The following is a 16482-nucleotide window of genomic DNA, read 5'->3' as shown; positions in this document are numbered from 1 at the left end:
TTTGGAAAGCATTGCGGCAGTAGACGCAAATTAAAATAGTTCCAAACAGCAGAACATCCGCCGCGATGACAGCCAGAAGCTTGCAGACAGCATGGGCTGAAAAGAAATACACAAGGGGCGTGCTGATGATGATGCGAAGAATCCTTTTGTCGACCACGGCGGTTGGTCTGGTGGCGACCGCCGCTCTGGCGCAGCAGAACCAAGGTTATGTCGAGCTCGACACGATCACCGTGACGGCGGCCCGCGCCGAGCGCTCGCAGTCGGACATCCCGCAGTCGGTGCAGATCATCGACAAGAAGGCAATCGAGACCCAGGTGCAGCAATCGGGCAGCGCCTCAGCGGCGCTCGCCAAGATCGTCCCTGGCTTCTCCATGTCCAACCAGACCGTCTCCGGCGCCTCGGAAACCTATCGCGGCCGCGATCTGCTGGTGCTCGTCGATGGCGTGCCGCTCAACACGCCGTTGCGTGACGTCTCGCGCATTCTCTCGCTCATCGATCTCAATTCGGTCGAGCGGATCGAGCTGGTCGCCGGCGCCTCCAGCCTCTATGGCGCCGGCGCCACGGGCGGCACGGTCAATTTCATCACCAAAAAGGCCGAGGCCGGCCCGCCGAAGATCACCATCAATTCAGCCCTGCGTGGCTTCACCGCCAACCCCGGCGCCTCGATCTCGCCGGAGGTTTCGGCCACCATTTCCGGCAAGGCCGAGAACGGCTTCGACTATGTTTTGGTCGGCTCCGGCCGTGTCGGTCGGCGCACCTATGACGGCGCGGGCCGTGAACTGCCGTCTGATTCCATGCTCGGCCAGGGCGGCGGCGATCGGTTCAACAGCGGCAATCTCTTCGCCAAGATCGGCCGCGATTTCGACGGCGGCAAGCGTTTCGAAATGTCGGCCAATTGGCTCACCTTCGACCAGACGCCGCAATATCTGACCAACTACGCCGGCCCCTATGCGCGGCCTGATTATACCCAGCCCTATACCGGTCGCAGCGTGATGGAGAACACCAAGTCCTTCACCGCGCGCTACAGCGACAAGGAGTTCTTTCTCGGCTCGCTGAGTGCGGTCGCCTTCTACAACGACATCGAGAAGCGCTTCAATTATTCGACCTTCTCCTACCCCTATAATTCGCAGGTCTATTATTCCTTCAACCCGCTCAGCCCGACGAGCCAAGCCAATCAGACCACGCTTTACTCCAAGCGCGGCGGCATCAACCTGACCATCGACACGCCGCTCGATCCGGTCTGGCAGGGCGCGAAATTCACTTGGGGCGGCGACCTCATCCACGAGCGTACACGCCAGACACTGACCAATGGCCAGGATGTGTTCACACCATTGAGCCAGACAACCCAGGCTGTTTTCGGCTTGCTGCAAGTGCCCCTCACCGATCGCCTGACCGTGCGCGGCGGCATGCGTTACGAACATTTCGCGCTGGATGTTGACGGCTTCACACGGCCGGCCGCCTATGCGGCGGTGGCGGCGCGCACGCCGCTTGGCTATCAGGCCTTCGTCCTGCCGGCGCTGAATGTCATCGGCGGCAATTTCAACTATGCCTCGCCGACCTTCAACATCGGCGCCACTTTCAGGTTGACGGACACGACCGAAATCTTCGGCGGCTTCTCGCAGGGCTTCGCTCTGCCCGATGTCGGCGCCTATACACGCCGCGCCGGTCTCTCCACCGCCTATGCCTGCCCGGTGGCGACACCCAACTGTCTGCCCGCGTCACGCAGCACGATCAGCTATGCGATGATTGGCCCCTCGGCGCAGATCGTCAACAATTACGAATTGGGTGTGCGCGGCTCGCTCGGCCGCTTCAAGGGCAGCCTCACCGGCTTCATCAGCACGTCGGACAAGGGCGTCACCTTCGATCCGCTGACCAATGTGATTTCGCAGCAGAAAGAATTCATCTACGGCGCCGAATTCACCGGTGAATATGCGCTGACGGATCAGTTCACGCTCGGCGGCATGGTCGGCTATCGCGAGGGTCGTTACGACAGCAATAAAGATGGCAAACTCGACAGCTGGCTGCCCAACAACCGCATCGCCACGCCGCTACGCGGCATGGCCTTCGGCAGCTATCGTTTCGACAGTGGCATCACCAGCCGCGTCGAAGTGGAAGCCTATAGCGGCCGTAACCAGGCGATCGATCTGGCAGGCACGCGCTACAAGATCCCCTCAGGCGCCACGGTCAATCTCGCTTTCACCGCGCCGATGCTGGATGGCGAGGCCTATCTCTCCGTCAACAATCTGTTCAACGCCAATCTGCAAAACCCGACCGCAACCTCCGTGCGCAACCTGCCCGTCTATTCCTGGGGCCGCACGGTGACGCTCGGCTATCGCAAAACGTTCTGAGACAACAATGGTCACGCTCCAACAACAAGGCGGCTGGCAGATCCTGCGCTACCTGCCGCCTTACGCCGATACCGACGAGCGCGCCTATCTCGACGCGCTCGTTGAGATAGGCCGCTATGACGGCGACTTCGTCCTGCTCACCATCTTCGCCGGCGGCGGCCACCTGTCGCAGGCGGGCGAGCGCGAACAGGCTTTGTGGTTCAAGGCAACGCGCGCGCGCTTCGCCCAACACTGCAAGGCCATCGCCATCGTGCGCCCTGGCGCCACTGAGAAAATGGCCGAGACCTTCCGCAAACTCTGGCCGATGCCCCTCACCGCAACCGCCGACGAGGCCGCAGCCCGCGCCTTTCTCGCGCAACATATGGCGATGACATGAGCGCACTCACCACGCCCGTTCGCCCGATCGGCCGCATGCGGCTGTTCGTCGTGCTCGGCGGGCTTTATCTGGCGCAATCGATCCCGTCCTATCTTATCGTCGCAGCATTGCCGCCGATCATGCGCGAGCTCGGCGTGTCGCGCACATCCATCGGCTATATGAGCGTGCTCTTCCTGCCGCTGGTGCTGAAATTCCTCTGGGCGCCCTATGTCGATCGTCTGCGCCCCTTCGCCAGGGCCCATCGCGCCGGCTGGATCATCGTTACGCAGGCCGGCGTCATCGCCTGCATCCTGGCGATGCTGCCGCTTGGCCCCACCCATGTCATGGGCATTGTCGCTGTCGGCTTCGTCGCCTCGCTGCTGATCTCAACACAAGACATCGCGACCGATGGCTATGCGGCGAAATATCTGCCGCCAGAAGACCGCGCCATCGGCAATGCCATTCAAGGCGGCTCGATCGCCTTCGGTGTCGTCATCGGCGGCACCTTTGGCCTGTTGCTCTATCATCATGCCGGCTGGACGGTGATGCTGCTCGTCATCGCCGCCTTTTCATTGCTGCCGCTGATCGCCGCCTTCGCCATGCGCGAGAGCGATCCGGTGGCGCCAGCACTTGCGCCCCGCCCCTCGATCATGGCTTTCCTGCGCCGCCCCGAAGTGCGCCAGATACTGTGGATCGCTTTGATCTATCGCGTCAGCGAAGGCTTGGTGAAAGCGATGGAAGGGCCCTATCTCGTCGATGCCGGCGTGCCGCTCGACCAGATCGGCTATCTCTCCGGCATTTCGGCGACGACCGCCGGGCTCGCCGGCTCGGTGATCGCCGCAGTGTTGGTCAAGCGCTTCGGCACCGCCACAACGCTCGGCTTGCTCGGCCTGTTGCGCACGCTCTGTTTCGCGCTCTTCGCCGCCCATGCCTTCGGCCTGGTCACCGGCACCCTGCCGCTGTTTGGCGCCGCCGGCTTCCAGACGCTGATCCGCTATATGGAAATCGTCGCGCTGTATTCGCTGTTCATGTCGGTGACATCCTCGGAACAACCCGGCACCGATTTCACCATTCTCGCCTGCGCGCAGCTGATCGTCTATCTCTTAGGCTCGATGCTGTCGGGCAAGATCGCCGATCTCCTCGGCTACGGCCAGCTCTTTGGCCTCGCCACCGCGCTGTCGGCTATCGCCGTCGTCGCCACCTTGCAGATTCTGACGTCGCTGGGCCGCAAGGAATTGCATGAGGCCATGCCAAGACAAGCGGCCTAGATCGCGTTCAGGCTCATCCGTTCGGAGAGCCTGTCCGCAGCCTCTTTCCGCTCGCTATAGCGCGAAGTGAGATAGGACGAGCGTTCCCGCGTCAACAACGTGAACTTCACGAGTTCTTCCATCACATCGACGATACGATCGTAATAGGGCGAGGGCCGCATCCGGTCGTCTTCGCCAAATTCCTGATAAGCCTTGGCGACCGAGGATTGATTGGGAATGGTCACCATTCGCATCCAGCGGCCAAGCACGCGCAGCTGATTGACCGCATTGAAGGATTGCGAGCCGCCGCTCACCTGCATCACCGCCAGGGTCTTGCCCTGGGTCGGCCGCACGGCGCCGATCGAGAGGGGAATCCAATCGATCTGCGCTTTCATAATCCCAGTCATGGACCCATGGCGCTCCGGCGAACACCAGACCTGCCCCTCCGACCAGGTCGAAAGATCACGCAACTCCTGCACCTTGGGATGGGAGGGTAGCGCGTCGTCCGGCAGCGGCAAGCCGGACGGATCGAAAATGCGGGTTTCGGCGCCAAACGCCCGCAGCAGCCTGGCGGCTTCCAAGGTGGCAAGACGGCTATAGGAGCGCGGGCGCGCGGAGCCATAAAGCAGCAGAATGCGCGGCGCATGAGCGAATGCACCGCTGCTTAAGGCCTTTGCGTCAACGGGTGCGAAGATTTCCGGATCAAGATTGGGGAGGCCCGACAGATCAACCATGCGATGTCACTTCTGGTTTTGCCGCCACTCCTGCCCCTTCCTCATACCAAGGCCGCGTCGCCTTCACGATCCGCACGACCGACAGCATCACCGGCACTTCCACCAGCACGCCGACAACGGTGGCCAGCGCCGCGCCGGAGTTCAATCCGAACAGACTGATCGCCGCAGCCACAGACAATTCGAAGAAATTGCTCGCGCCGATGAGAGCCGCCGGCGCGGCGACACACCAGGCCACGCCGAGGCGCCGGCTCAGCCAATAGGCCAGACCGGCATTGAGATAGACCTGAATAAGGATCGGCACCGCCAGCAACGCGATAATCATCGGCTGCGCCATGATCTGCTGACCCTGAAAGCCAAACAGCAGGATCAAGGCCGCCAGCAGCGCGACAAGGGAAACGGGCTGCAAGCGCGCCAGCGTGCGCTTCAAAACATCCGGACCGGCCGCCACCAGGGATCGCCGCCACAACTGCGCAACAATCACCGGCACGACGATGTAGAGCAGCACGGACAGCAACAGCGTCGCCCAGGGCACGGTGATCGAAGCGACGCCGAGCAGAAGCCCGACCAATGGCGCAAAGAGAAACACCATCAGCACGTCGTTCAAGGCGACCTGGCTCAAGGTGAAATGCGGCTCGCCTTCGCACAGATTGGACCAGACGAACACCATCGCCGTGCAGGGTGCTGCGGCAAGCAGAATGAGGCCGGCGATATAAGACGAGATCTGGTCGGCCGGCAGCAGTGGCGCAAAAAGATGGCCTATGAACAAAGCGCCGAGCAGCGCCATCGAAAACGGCTTCACCGCCCAATTAACGAAGAGCGTCACGCCGACACCGCGCCAATGTTCACGCACGCCGCCCAGGGCGCCGAAATCGATCTTTAGCAGCATTGGCACGATCATCAGCCATAACAGAATGGCGACCGGCAGATTGACGTTGGCGATCTCCATCGCCGAGACAGCAGCGAAAGCGCCAGGCATGACCTGGCCAAGCGCAATGCCAGCGACAATGCACAGAGCCACCCAAAGCGTCAGATAGCGTTCAAAGAAGGACATGGCGGCTCACGCTGTCGCCACGCGGCGACCATGCTCATCGACAACCCGTTCGCCATTTTCCTTGAACAATTCGCCGCGCTGCGGCGGCAACAAGTCGAGCACGGTTTCGGAGGGGCGGCAAAGCCGCACCCCCTTAGGCGAAACGACGATCGGCCGGTTCATCAGAATCGGATGCGCCTCGATCGCGTCGAGCAGCGCAGCGTCAGCGAGCGTTTTGTCGCCGAGCCGTAACTCGTGGAACGGCGTTCCCTTCTCGCGCAGAATGTCACGCACGCTTAAATCCGCACGCCGCAGCAGGTCTATCAGCAAGTGGCGTGTCGGTGGTGTCTTCAGATATTCGATGACATGCGGCTCAATGCCGGCATTGCGGATCATCGCCAGAGTGTTGCGCGAGGTTTCGCAGGCCGGGTTGTGATAGATGATGACGTCCACTACGCCACCTCCGGCCGCCGGCGCGACGTGCCATCCTGATGGCCAATCTCCCGCAACCGCGCCGCCGTGGTCAGATTGTCCAGGCTGGCGAGCGGCAGATTGGCGAAGGCCAGAATACGGTTCTTCATATAGCGGGCCGCGGCGACGAAAGCGGCCTCCTTTTCAATATCGGTGCCTTCGGCCGCAGCCGGATCTTCGATGCCCCAATGCGCGGTCATCGGCTGACCGGGCCAAACCGGACAGGCTTCGCCGGCGGCGTTGTCACAAACGGTGAAAACGAAATCCATCACTGGCGCATCCGGCTGGGCAAATTCGTCCCAATTTTTCGAACGCAGATCGTTCGTGGGATAGTTGAGCGCTTGCAGCACTTTGATGGCGAACGGATTGACCTCGCCTTTCGGCTGGCTACCCGCCGAATAGGCCTTGAAACGCCCCAGCCCTTCCTTGCGCAGGATGGACTCGGCCAAGACCGAACGGGCGCTATTGCCCGTGCACAGAAACAAAACATTGAAGACGCGATCACTCATGAGACATCTCCACAGATGGACAACAGGAAGAGAGTTCCGCGAAGAGAGGAACGCACAACTCGGCTCGGCCGTTGCAGCAGTCCTTGAGCAAAAATAGCATCAGGTTGCGCAGCCCTTCGAGGTTGGCGCGATAGAGGATGGAGCGGCTTTGCCGTTCGCCAATGATCAGATCGGCGCGCGCCAGGATCGCCAGATGCGACGATAGGGTGTTTTGCGGAACGTCGATCAGGCGCGCCAGTTCACCGGCCGGCACGCCTTCCGGCTCACGCGTCACAAGCAGGCGAAAGGTCTCCAGCCGGGTCGGCTGGGCGAGCGCCGCAAAGGCATCAAGGGCGAGCTTTTCATCCATATATCGAGAATAATCGATATATTGGTCTTTGGCAAGCCGGAACCTGGAAACAGCCGATTACTCTAGAGCGTCCGCCCTGCCGCGCGCAGCGCCGTGGAGGAGAGATCCGAGCGCGGGCCGTGCAGAAAGGTAAAGGCCGGCGGCTTCAGATCGGGCAGGATCGAGCTGTTGCCTTCGTCGATCCGATGCGGCGCCAGCCAGGCGGCGGCGCGGCTGTGCGCGCCGGTCAGGGTCGATTGCGGCCGGTCGATCACCGCGATCGGCACGAGCGAGGCGATCTCCTGCCAGCGTTGCCAGCGATGAAAACCAACCAGATTGTCGGCCCCCATCAGCCAGACGAAACGCACCGCCGGGCAGCGCGCCGTCAGATAGCGCACCGTGTCGTAAGTGTAGCGTGTGCCGATCTCCGCCTCGACGCCGGTGACGATGATGCGCGGATGGGCGGCGACAGCCTGGGCCGCCGCGATACGCGTGGCGAGCGGCGGCAAGCCACTGTTTTCCTTCAGAGGATTGCCAGGCGTCACCAGCCACCAGACCGCATCGAGCCGCAGCCGTTTCAGCGCCGTGGTGCTGACCAGCCGGTGACCGTCATGGGGCGGATTGAACGAGCCACCGAACAGGCCAATGCGCTGGCCCGGCGCATGCGGCGGCAGGCGCGCGGGAACCCGCCCCGGAATCGGAAGCTGCACCCGCGCAAGAGCGAGTTCTGTCACGCGATCGGGAGGATCGCCGCCTCCAGGTGCCATTATGCTCATTTGGAACATATTTACCGCCGGCCGCGAGGCTCGCGCAAGAGGCGCCGTGCCGCAGTCGAAAAGATCAAGCCTTCTCCATGGCCCGCTTCGCCGCCTGGGCGATGAAGCCCGATCGCGTATAGCCCTCTGCCTCCGCGTGCCGATCAATTTCTGCGAGCAGCACTTCAGGCAACGAGATATTCACGCGCACAGTTTTGGGCGCGATCGGGACGGCCAGCGTGATGACGGCAAGACCATCGGCCGTTGCGCCCGACGCGACGATCTGGTCAAGCGTCGACGGCGCGGGAATATCCTCGCCATCCTCCATGAGGCCACGCAGATGCAGTTCCAGCGCCTCTTGCGCCATCGCCCGCGCTTCTTCCAGCGTGCTACCGGCAGTGATGCATCCGGGCAGATCGGGAAAGCTGACGCCGTAGTCGCTCTCGGCATCCTTATGGATGATGGCGATATACTGGTTCATGAAAACCTCCTGCCCGGCTAGCGAAGCCTGATCCCTGCCTGCTTCTCGATGCTTTTGAGTGTCCCGATCGGAATATCCTTTTTCGGATGCGGAACCGTGCAGCGGCCAGGCTTCACCGGATGTTTAAATTGGATGTGACTACCGACCTGGGCGACCTGCACCCACCCATCGGCCGTAAGCCGGCGTATGATCTCACGGCTGTCCATTTGTGTATTATTACACAAAAATAGGCAGGCTCAACAGGTAAATGTGTATGAGTGTGTAAAATTCAATCCGCGATGGCTGTTCTCAGGGCCGGATCTGGCCGGCGCCGTGGATGCGGTATTTGAACGAGGTCAGCTGTTCGAGACCAACCGGCCCCCGCGCGTGCATGCGGCCGGTAGCGATGCCGATTTCGGCGCCGAAACCGAATTCGCCGCCGTCGGCGAATTGCGTCGAGGCATTGTGCAGCACGATGGCGGAATCGACCTCGCGCAGGAAGCGGTCGGCCGCCGCCTGATCTTCGGTGATGATGCAATCGGTGTGATGCGAACCATAGCGCTCGATATGGGCGATGGCGGCATCGACCCCGTCGACCACTTTCGCCGAGATGATCGCGTCGAGATATTCGGTCGACCAATCCTGTTCGGTGGCAGCGCTGACGCGTGGATCGGCGGTGCGCAAAGTGTCGTCGCCGCGCACTTCGCAGCCCAGATCGAGCAGCATTTTCACCAGTGCCGGGCCATGGCTTTGCGCCACCCGACGATCGATCAGCAAGGTCTCGGTCGCGCCGCAAACACCCGTGCGGCGCAGCTTGCCGTTGCGCAGCAGCTCCAGCGCCATGTCGAGTTTCGCCTTGTCGTGCACATACATATGCACGATGCCCTCCAGATGCGCGAACACCGGCACGCGCGCTTCGTCCTGCACGCGCGCGACAAGTGACTTGCCACCGCGCGGCACGATCACATCGATCGCGCCATTAAGTCCTTTGAGCATCTCGCCAACTGCGGCACGATCCGTCGTCGGCACGATCTGGATCGCGGCCTCAGGCAGACCCGCCGCGCTGAGACCTTCGACCAGGCACGCGTGAATGGCACGAGAAGAATGGAAGCTGTCGGAGCCGCCGCGCAGGATCGCCGCATTGCCCGCCTTCAGGCACAGCGCGCCGGCATCGGCCGTCACATTGGGGCGGCTCTCGTAGATGACGCCGACGACACCAAGCGGCGTGGCGATGCGTTCGATCTTCAATCCGTTCGGCCGCTCGAAGGTGGCGAGCAACCGGCCGACGGGATCGGGCAGTTCGGCGATTTCATCAAGACCGCGCGCCATGGCTTCGACGCGACCGACATCAAGCATCAGCCGGTCGAGATTGGCCTTCGACACGCCAGCCTTGGTCGCGGCCTCCATATCGACGCGGTTGGCGACGATGATCTTGTCGACGTCGCGGCGCAGCGCCGTGGCCGCCTGGGTTAAAGCCAGGTTCTTGGTCTGCGTGCTGGCCAAGCCTAGGGCATGGGCGGCCGCGCGGGCGTTGGCGCCCAGGCCTGCCATCAGGGCAGGCACGTTAGCGATCTCGGAAACGGCGGGCTGGACGTGGCTGTTCATGGGCGTGCCTATAACATCAGCGCCGCCGCCACGCCACCCGCGGGGGTATCTCCCCCGCGCGAGCCAGCCCGGCGCTTACATCATACGATGCGAGACGGTTTTAACGACGGTGTAGTGCGACAGGCCTTCGGCGCCGCCTTCCCGGCCATAGCCGCTGTCCTTGACGCCGCCGAACGGCACTTCCGCCACCGAGGCTTCCAGGGTGTTGATCGAGACATTGCCAGCCTCGACCCGGTCCATGATCTGATCGGCATTGTGCGACGAGCGGGTGAAGGCATAGGCGGCCAGGCCGAACGGCAGGGCATTGGCCTTTTCGATCGCCTCATCCAGCGTCTTCACCGGATTGATCACCGCCAGCGGTCCGAACGGCTCTTCGCGCATGACGCGCGCATCGTCGGGCAGATCCGCCAGCACGGTCGGCGCGAAGAAATAGCCACTATTGCCGATGCGGTCGCCGCCGGCGAGCAGGCGCGCGCCCTTGGCCTTGGCATCTGCGACCAGCATTTCCATCGCCTCGATGCGGCGGTGGTTGGCGACGGGGCCCATTTCAACGCCCGCATCGAAACCATTGCCGACGACGATCTTCTTCGCATGCTCGGCGAACGCCTTGGTGAAAGCGTTGTAGATCGGCTCCTGCACATAGAAGCGCGTCGGCGAGGTGCAGACCTGGCCGGCATTGCGCATCTTGCGCGACACCGAGGTGATCGCCGCTTCGATCGGATCGACATCGTCGCAAACGATGACCGGCGCATGGCCGCCAAGTTCCATCAGCACCGGCTTCATATGCTGCGCGGCCAAGCCCGTCAGATGCTTGCCAACCGCCGTCGAACCAGTGAAGGCGATCAGCCGTGTCTGCTCTTGCGGAATGAGATAGCTCGACACTTCGGCCGGTACGCCAAACACCAGGTTCAGCACGCCCGGCGGCAGGCCGGCATCATGGAGCGCACGCGCAACATGCAGGGCGCCCGCCGGTGTTTCTTCGGCTGCCTTGATGATGATCGAGCAGCCCGATGCCAGCGCGCCAGCGATCTTGCGGCACGGCTGGCTCATCGGAAAGTTCCACGGCGAGAACGCCGCGACCATGCCGATCGGCTGATGCAGGGTCATGTATTTGATGCCCGGCTCGCTCGGAATGACATGGCCATAGGTGCGCTGGCCTTCGGCCGCATCCCATTCGAAGAATTCGGCGCCACGGATCACTTCCAACTTCGCCTGTGGGAAGGGCTTGCCGTGTTCGAGCGTGATCGAGGTGCCAATCTCATCGGCGCGGGCCCGCATCAGAGCCGCCGCCTTCAGCATGATCTCGCCACGCACGCGCGGCGCCACCTTGCGCCACACTTTGAAACCCTCGGCCGCGGCCTGCAGCGCATCGTCGAGATCAGACTGATCGACCAGCGGCACTTCGCCGATGACGCTTTCGTCGGCCGGGTTGATCACGGGCTGCGACCGCTTGGTCTTGCGCCAGGAGCCACCGATGTAGAGTTGCAGATCAGGATAACGCGTCATGGGAACCTCGACGAGACAACCGGGCAGGGCCGGAAGCGGAAAGCAAATGCGTATGGCAAGAACGTGAACAAGGGCGTGAAGCAGACCTATACGGCGACTTTCGCGGCTTTGAAATTGTCTTGCTTGGTTGCGCCGCCCTCTGCAAGATAAGAAACGCGTCTCAATTTATAATCAGAGCTGATGAATATTACCCTTCGCCAACTTTATGGTTTCAAAGCAGTGGCGGAAGCCGGCACGTTCACGGCAGCGGCCCAGCGCCTGGGGCTGGCGCAGCCGGCGCTGTCGCAGATCGTCCGCGAACTCGAGGAGGAGCTCGACGCCCGGCTCTTCGACCGCACCACCCGCCGTGTCGAACTGACCGCCGCCGGCCGCGAATTTCTACAGGCCGTGGACCGCCTGATCGAAGATCTGGAACATGCGGTTCATAACACCCGGGAGCTGGCGCACCGCAAGCGCGGGCGGCTGGTCATCGCCGCGCCGCCGCTGCTCGCCGCGATGATCGTCCCGCAGGCGATCCAGCAGTACAAACGCAAGTTTCCGCGCATCGAGGTCGTCGTCCTCGACATCGCGCCTGAACTGATCGTCGATCGCGTGCGGCGCGGCGATGCCGATTGCGGCATCGGCACCTTTCCCGATGAGCAACAGGGCGTGCGCCACGAATTGCTATTTCAGGACAGCATGATGGCCTGGTGCGCGCCGTCTTCGCCCGTCGCCGCCAAAAAGAGCCTGGACTGGTCCGATATCCCCTCGGAAGATCTGATCACATTGACGCGCGAAAGCCGCCTGCGCTTTCTGCTCGACCACGCCTACGAGTCCCTTGGCCTATCCGTGAAGCCGGCCCATGAAGTGTCGCAGGTGACAACGGCGGTGATGATGGTCGCCGCCGATCTCGGCATCGCGGTTCTGCCGTCCTACACTTGGCGTTTCGCGCAGGCTTTTGGCGTGCTCGCCAAACCGCTGACGAATCCGGACGTGCGCCGCGATGTCTCGATCATCTATTCGGAAACACGCGCCCTGTCGCCGGCGGCCATGTCATTCCTGCGCCTGTTACGCGCGCAAAAGAGTAGCCTCTTCCCGCCAAACGCCGGATGACCTGTCACTCTTGTCCAACCTCAGAGTTATAAATCCATAAGCGATCGCACCTTGATGCGATCGCTCGTTGGCCGAGACTGTCGCTGCAGAATCGCTCGCAACGAGCCATCGACAGCTCCAGGATTTGGACATGAGTTTCTTCAAGGGCGTGATGCCTTACCTCGTCACGCCGATCGACGCCGACGGAACCATACGCACCTCGGTCCTCGGTCAATTATGCGATGACCTGATTAAGTCGGGCGTGCATGGCCTGACACCCCTCGGCAGCACCGGCGAATATCCTTACCTCAGCGAGGCTCAGCGCGAGCGTGTGGTCACGGCCACGATCGAGGCGGCGCGGAACCGCGTTCCTGTCATCCCTGGCGTGGCGGCGCTGAGCACGGATGACGCGATCCGGCAAGCCAAACGCTATCAAGCCCTGCGCGCCAACGGCATCTTGCTCGTCCTGGAATCTTACTTCCCGCTCGATGAAGCCCAGGTCATCGACTATTTCACCTCGGTCGCCTCGGCCATCGACATTCCGGTGATCATCTACACCAATCCAAATTTTCAGCGCACCCACCTCAGCCTGAAGGTGCTGGAGCAGCTCTCCCGTCACGACAACATCGTCGCCTTGAAAGATGCTTCGACCAACACCGGCCAGCTCCTGACCGTGGCGCGCCGCTGCCAGGATCGTCTCGATATTTTCGCTGCGTCTTCGCATCTCGTGACAAGCGTGATGATGATCGGCGGCAAAGGCTGGCTCTCCGGCCCCGCCTGTCTGGCGCCGCGACAGAGCGTGAAACTCTATGATCTTTGCGTCGCCGGCCGATGGGACGAAGCCGCACGGCTGCAGCGCGACCTATGGGCACTGAACGAGGCCTTCGCCAAGTTCAATCTCGCCGCCTGCATCAAGGCCGGGCTCGAGATCCAGGGCTATCAGGTCGGCAATCCGATCGCGCCGCAGCGCGCGCTAGCGGGCAACGAACGCAAGGCTGTCGCAGAGGTCTTGGAGAACATCGCGAAACTGTAAGAGCGGCGTATCGATCAAACATTCACCCCTTTGCCCCTGGATCCCGGATCACGCTACGCGTGTCCGGGATGACACGGAGGCTGCGGAGAAATGACGAACGTTGAAGAACAGGTCGGCACCTTGGTGTCATCCCGGACGCGCTGAAAGCGCGATCCGGGACCCAGGGGCGCGTGGTAAAACGCTACGGTATGCCACGCATCAGCCTGCTAAGCAGCCGACTTCGGCGCCGCTTTTGACTTCGCCCAGTAGTTGGCATCGGCCTTCGAGCGGGCGAGATCGTCCATCGTCTCGAAGCCCGGCGCCATCGATGCATCGGTGCCCGATAGCACCTGATGGTGTTCGATGTTCAAGGTGCGCAACCAGCGCTGCTGGCCCATGGTGATAGCGACGAAATAACCAATCTCGACGAGTTCCGGCTCGCTGAAATGGGCGCGCAGCCGTTCCCACAATGTGTCGGTGGACGGCAGATCCCAGGTGATGCATTCGGCATAGGCGAGCGCCGCCTTCTGCCGATCGTCATAGCGCGACGAACTCTCGAAGTTGATCAGGTCCTTGTAGTCGGCTTCTTCCAGCCCGGCCTTGGCCGATTTCACCGAGCGCTGATTGCCGCAATATTCGCACAGCACCGAACGCGACACGTAGACCCGGCACAATTCCTTGATGTTGTGATCGGCCACACCTTCGCGGAACACGGTCTGCCAGGTGTTGGCGAAGGACCAGAAAGCCGCCGGCACATGGGCGCGGATCGCCTGGCTCTCCGGCCGCGGCGTGCCTTCACGCCGGCAGCGGTCAAGCTCCTGCAACATCGCCGCATCGGTCATGGTAGCGGGTTCGACATAGCTGATACGTGGCGCCATGAGGGCCTCCCTGGGTTTCAAACGGCTATCATTGCAAACGTTTGTAATGAGAATATACGCCTATATCCCCAGGTTTTGTCAATTGCCCATTGGGTTCCTGGCGAAATAAGATACAAACGTTTGTAGCCTCTCGCCTTCCGGGCCCCAAACCATGTCCGCCCAGCCGAAAAGCCCTGTCACCCTCAAGGATGTCGCCATAGCGACCGGGGTGCATTTTTCGACCGTCTCGCGGGCGCTCAACCCAGCCACCCGCACTCTGGTCAAGCCACAGATCGCCGCCCGCATTGTCGAGACGGCGCGCAGCCTCGGCTATCGGCCCAATTCGCTCGCCTCCAGCCTGCGCACCAAACGCTCCGGCGTTGTCGGGGTCGTCGTGCCCGACATGGCGAGCCTGTTGTTTCCGCCCATTCTCGAAGGCATCGAGCACAACCTCCTGAAGGAGGGCTACATGACCATCGTCGCCAATTCGGCCAACGATCCCGAGCGCCATCGCCGCATCCTCGCCGGCATGATGGAGCGCCAAGTCGACGGCCTGATCATCGCATCGGCCACCTTGCGCGATCCGATCCTCGACGAATGGCTACAGGGCCCAGCACCGATCGTGCTGATGAACCGCACCGATGAATTCGGCCGCGCCCCAGCCGTGCTCAGCGACGACATTCGCGGCATCGGCCTCGCCGTGCGCCATCTCACTGGTCTTGGCCATCGCCACATCGGCCATATCGCCGGGCCGGCTTCGCTCTCGACCGGCGCCGCGCGCCTCAATGGCTTTCTGCTCGCCTGCGCCGAACTGTCGATCCCCGAGGCAAAACGTCCGGTCGTCACCGCCGAGTCTTTCTCGCGCGAAGAAGGCCGCAAGGCCTGCATCACCCTACTCGCACAAAACCCCGGCCTCACCGCCATCGTCGCCGCCAACGACATGATCGCGCTTGGCTGTTATGACGTCTTCGCGCAACAGGGCATCGTCTGCCCGCGTGACGTCTCGATCACCGGCTATAACGATTCACCGTTCATGGACGTGGTGTCGCCGCCACTCAGCACGGTGCGCATCCATCAGCGCGACATGGGGCTGGAAGCCTCGCGCATCCTGCTCGCCCGCATCGCCGGCGAAGACATGCCCGGCGACATTCTGCTGCGCCCGCAGTTCATTGCCCGCCAATCGACGGCAGCACCTTAAGCCAGGTTAGCACCGACCTTCTTCAACACATCGAGAAACAGGCTCATGACATTCGAGCGCTGGCCGGCGCGCTGCATGACGCTGATCGGCGGCAGCAGTGCGCCGATGGCGAGCGGCAAGACCACAAGCTTGCGCCGCGCCACATAGTCGGCCGTGGCATCCGCAGTCATCACGCCGATCATGTCGGATTGGCTCAAAAGCTCGTAGTTCAACCGGATCGACGTCGATTCAACCAAAGGCAGCGGTGGCAGCAGGCCCGCCTGAATGAAGATCTTGTCGATGGCCACACGCACGGGCGCATTGCCGCGCGGCAGCACCCAGGGCCATTCAACCAGATCTTCCAGGCCCACGCGCTTGCGCCGCGCCAGCGGATGGCCGGCGCGCGCGACAAGGCTCGGCGCCGGATGGGTGAGCGCAACAGTCTGCACGTCGACTTGGCTGAGCCCCGTTTCAAGACGGCCGATGACACAATCGAGTTCGCCGCGCTGCAGCGCGTCGAGCAGCGCCGCATAGGTGCCCTCCTCGATGCGCACACGCAGACCCGGCGCGATCTTTTGCATAGCGAGCAGGCTCTTCGGCAAGATATCGCCTTCGGCCACCGACAACATGCCGATGCGCAAGAGGCCGCGCTGCCCCTTGCTGATCGCCACCGCCTCACTGCGCGATTGCTCGACATCGTTGAGCAGAGCCTCGGCCCGGCCGACGAAGGCCACACCACTTTCAGTGAGGACAACGCCGCGCTTGCTGCGCGTGAACAGCACCGCCCCCAGGATCGATTCTATTTCGCCGATCAGCTTGGAGATCGCCGGCTGGGTCAGCCGCACGCGCTGGGCGGCGCGCTGCATCGAGCCCGCTTGGGCGACAGCGAGCACGACCTCTAGGTGGCGCATGCGCAGCGACGAAATCATCCCAAACCTCCGCCCGAAATAATATTCCTATTAGTTATCATATGATGCCAAAAATCCATCTTCTCTTATCATGGCGCCGTTTCATACT

General features: G+C 62.3%; 18 protein-coding genes. 6 read left to right on the top strand and 12 right to left on the bottom strand.

The features are described from left to right. Positions 1-125 precede the first annotated feature (125 nt). Genes BLW50_RS22765 through BLW50_RS22755 form a run of 3 tightly spaced genes read left to right on the top strand, consistent with a single transcriptional unit; the run spans position 126 to position 3971 of the window. A complete protein-coding gene (locus BLW50_RS22765) occupies positions 126-2348 on the top strand; it encodes a TonB-dependent receptor (RefSeq protein ID WP_244544358.1) in 2223 nt (740 codons plus the stop codon). Between the two features lie 7 nt (positions 2349-2355). Beyond that, complete coding sequence (locus tag BLW50_RS22760) at positions 2356-2724, top strand: hypothetical protein (RefSeq protein ID WP_090706953.1); 369 nt, start codon at positions 2356-2358, stop codon at positions 2722-2724. Then, positions 2721-3971, top strand: a complete 1251-nt coding sequence (locus BLW50_RS22755; protein WP_090706950.1) for an MFS transporter — start codon at positions 2721-2723, stop codon at positions 3969-3971. The genes BLW50_RS22760 and BLW50_RS22755 overlap by 4 nt, the downstream gene beginning before the upstream one ends. Here the strand turns inward: BLW50_RS22755 and arsH are convergent. From arsH to BLW50_RS22705, 10 genes are all read right to left on the bottom strand, one after another. Then, complete coding sequence (arsH, locus tag BLW50_RS22750) at positions 3968-4684, bottom strand: arsenical resistance protein ArsH (protein WP_090706948.1); 717 nt, start codon at positions 4682-4684, stop codon at positions 3968-3970. The genes BLW50_RS22755 and arsH overlap by 4 nt on opposite strands. Continuing rightward, positions 4677-5735: an ACR3 family arsenite efflux transporter gene (gene arsB / locus BLW50_RS22745; protein WP_090706945.1), complete on the bottom strand. Its 1059-nt coding sequence runs from the start codon at positions 5733-5735 to the stop codon at positions 4677-4679. Before arsB ends, arsH begins: the two co-directional genes overlap by 8 nt. 6 nt (positions 5736-5741) lie before the next feature. Continuing rightward, a complete protein-coding gene (gene arsC, locus BLW50_RS22740; protein ID WP_090706942.1) occupies positions 5742-6167 on the bottom strand; it encodes an arsenate reductase (glutaredoxin) in 426 nt (141 codons plus the stop codon). Next, positions 6167-6694, bottom strand: a complete 528-nt coding sequence (locus BLW50_RS22735; RefSeq protein WP_090706939.1) for an arsenate reductase ArsC — start codon at positions 6692-6694, stop codon at positions 6167-6169. The genes arsC and BLW50_RS22735 overlap by 1 nt, the downstream gene beginning before the upstream one ends. Then, positions 6687-7043, bottom strand: coding sequence for an ArsR/SmtB family transcription factor (locus BLW50_RS22730; RefSeq protein ID WP_090706936.1), 357 nt, complete (start codon positions 7041-7043; stop codon positions 6687-6689). The genes BLW50_RS22735 and BLW50_RS22730 overlap by 8 nt, the downstream gene beginning before the upstream one ends. Before the next feature lie 62 nt (positions 7044-7105). Then, a complete protein-coding gene (locus tag BLW50_RS22725; RefSeq protein ID WP_244544357.1) occupies positions 7106-7756 on the bottom strand; it encodes a nicotinate-nucleotide adenylyltransferase in 651 nt (216 codons plus the stop codon). Between the two features lie 106 nt (positions 7757-7862). Continuing rightward, a complete protein-coding gene (locus tag BLW50_RS22720; protein ID WP_090706931.1) occupies positions 7863-8258 on the bottom strand; it encodes a type II toxin-antitoxin system HicB family antitoxin in 396 nt (131 codons plus the stop codon). Between the two features lie 17 nt (positions 8259-8275). Beyond that, positions 8276-8464, bottom strand: coding sequence for a type II toxin-antitoxin system HicA family toxin (locus tag BLW50_RS22715; protein ID WP_090706929.1), 189 nt, complete (start codon positions 8462-8464; stop codon positions 8276-8278). 82 nt (positions 8465-8546) lie between these two features. Then, positions 8547-9842 (bottom strand): glutamate-5-semialdehyde dehydrogenase, encoded by a 1296-nt coding sequence (locus tag BLW50_RS22710; RefSeq protein ID WP_090706927.1) that lies wholly within the window; start codon positions 9840-9842, stop codon positions 8547-8549. A 75-nt stretch (positions 9843-9917) separates the two neighbouring features. Further along, positions 9918-11348 (bottom strand): NAD-dependent succinate-semialdehyde dehydrogenase, encoded by a 1431-nt coding sequence (locus BLW50_RS22705; protein ID WP_090706925.1) that lies wholly within the window; start codon positions 11346-11348, stop codon positions 9918-9920. A 180-nt stretch (positions 11349-11528) separates the two neighbouring features. On the opposite strand from BLW50_RS22705, the gene BLW50_RS22700 reads away from it, so the two are divergent. Together BLW50_RS22700 and BLW50_RS22695 are read left to right on the top strand one after the other, a co-directional pair. Then, positions 11529-12440: a LysR family transcriptional regulator gene (locus BLW50_RS22700; protein ID WP_090706922.1), complete on the top strand. Its 912-nt coding sequence runs from the start codon at positions 11529-11531 to the stop codon at positions 12438-12440. Between the two features lie 130 nt (positions 12441-12570). Then, complete coding sequence (locus tag BLW50_RS22695) at positions 12571-13452, top strand: dihydrodipicolinate synthase family protein (RefSeq protein ID WP_090706920.1); 882 nt, start codon at positions 12571-12573, stop codon at positions 13450-13452. 206 nt (positions 13453-13658) lie between these two features. Here BLW50_RS22695 and BLW50_RS22690 read toward each other — a convergent pair whose 3' ends face one another. After that, complete coding sequence (locus BLW50_RS22690; RefSeq protein ID WP_090706918.1) at positions 13659-14309, bottom strand: carboxymuconolactone decarboxylase family protein; 651 nt, start codon at positions 14307-14309, stop codon at positions 13659-13661. Positions 14310-14460: 151 nt separating this feature from the next. On the opposite strand from BLW50_RS22690, the gene BLW50_RS22685 reads away from it, so the two are divergent. Then, entirely contained in the window at positions 14461-15486 is a 1026-nt protein-coding gene (locus BLW50_RS22685; RefSeq protein ID WP_090706915.1) for a LacI family DNA-binding transcriptional regulator, read from the top strand. Here the strand turns inward: BLW50_RS22685 and BLW50_RS22680 are convergent. Then, the gene (locus BLW50_RS22680) at positions 15483-16394 is read right to left on the bottom strand and encodes a LysR substrate-binding domain-containing protein (RefSeq protein WP_090706913.1); all 912 of its coding nucleotides are present in this window, start codon (positions 16392-16394) and stop codon (positions 15483-15485) included. The genes BLW50_RS22685 and BLW50_RS22680 overlap by 4 nt on opposite strands. Positions 16395-16482: the final 88 nt, after the last annotated feature.

This window comes from Beijerinckia sp. 28-YEA-48, assembly GCF_900104955.1.
GTDB lineage: Bacteria > Pseudomonadota > Alphaproteobacteria > Rhizobiales > Beijerinckiaceae > Terripilifer.
This window is presented reverse-complemented; position numbering and strand designations above follow the sequence as displayed.

Coding starts and splice junctions, on each gene's coding strand:
- BLW50_RS22765 (WP_244544358.1), top strand. CDS start 126: ATGATGATGCGAAGAATCCTTTTGTCGACCACGGCGGTTGGTCTGGTG.
- BLW50_RS22760 (WP_090706953.1), top strand. CDS start 2,356: ATGGTCACGCTCCAACAACAAGGCGGCTGGCAGATCCTGCGCTACCTG.
- BLW50_RS22755 (WP_090706950.1), top strand. CDS start 2,721: ATGAGCGCACTCACCACGCCCGTTCGCCCGATCGGCCGCATGCGGCTG.
- arsH (WP_090706948.1), bottom strand. CDS start 4,684: ATGGTTGATCTGTCGGGCCTCCCCAATCTTGATCCGGAAATCTTCGCA.
- arsB (WP_090706945.1), bottom strand. CDS start 5,735: ATGTCCTTCTTTGAACGCTATCTGACGCTTTGGGTGGCTCTGTGCATT.
- BLW50_RS22735 (WP_090706939.1), bottom strand. CDS start 6,694: ATGAGTGATCGCGTCTTCAATGTTTTGTTTCTGTGCACGGGCAATAGC.
- BLW50_RS22730 (WP_090706936.1), bottom strand. CDS start 7,043: ATGGATGAAAAGCTCGCCCTTGATGCCTTTGCGGCGCTCGCCCAGCCG.
- BLW50_RS22720 (WP_090706931.1), bottom strand. CDS start 8,258: ATGAACCAGTATATCGCCATCATCCATAAGGATGCCGAGAGCGACTAC.
- BLW50_RS22715 (WP_090706929.1), bottom strand. CDS start 8,464: ATGGACAGCCGTGAGATCATACGCCGGCTTACGGCCGATGGGTGGGTG.
- BLW50_RS22710 (WP_090706927.1), bottom strand. CDS start 9,842: ATGAACAGCCACGTCCAGCCCGCCGTTTCCGAGATCGCTAACGTGCCT.
- BLW50_RS22705 (WP_090706925.1), bottom strand. CDS start 11,348: ATGACGCGTTATCCTGATCTGCAACTCTACATCGGTGGCTCCTGGCGC.
- BLW50_RS22700 (WP_090706922.1), top strand. CDS start 11,529: ATGAATATTACCCTTCGCCAACTTTATGGTTTCAAAGCAGTGGCGGAA.
- BLW50_RS22695 (WP_090706920.1), top strand. CDS start 12,571: ATGAGTTTCTTCAAGGGCGTGATGCCTTACCTCGTCACGCCGATCGAC.
- BLW50_RS22690 (WP_090706918.1), bottom strand. CDS start 14,309: ATGGCGCCACGTATCAGCTATGTCGAACCCGCTACCATGACCGATGCG.
- BLW50_RS22685 (WP_090706915.1), top strand. CDS start 14,461: ATGTCCGCCCAGCCGAAAAGCCCTGTCACCCTCAAGGATGTCGCCATA.
- BLW50_RS22680 (WP_090706913.1), bottom strand. CDS start 16,394: ATGATTTCGTCGCTGCGCATGCGCCACCTAGAGGTCGTGCTCGCTGTC.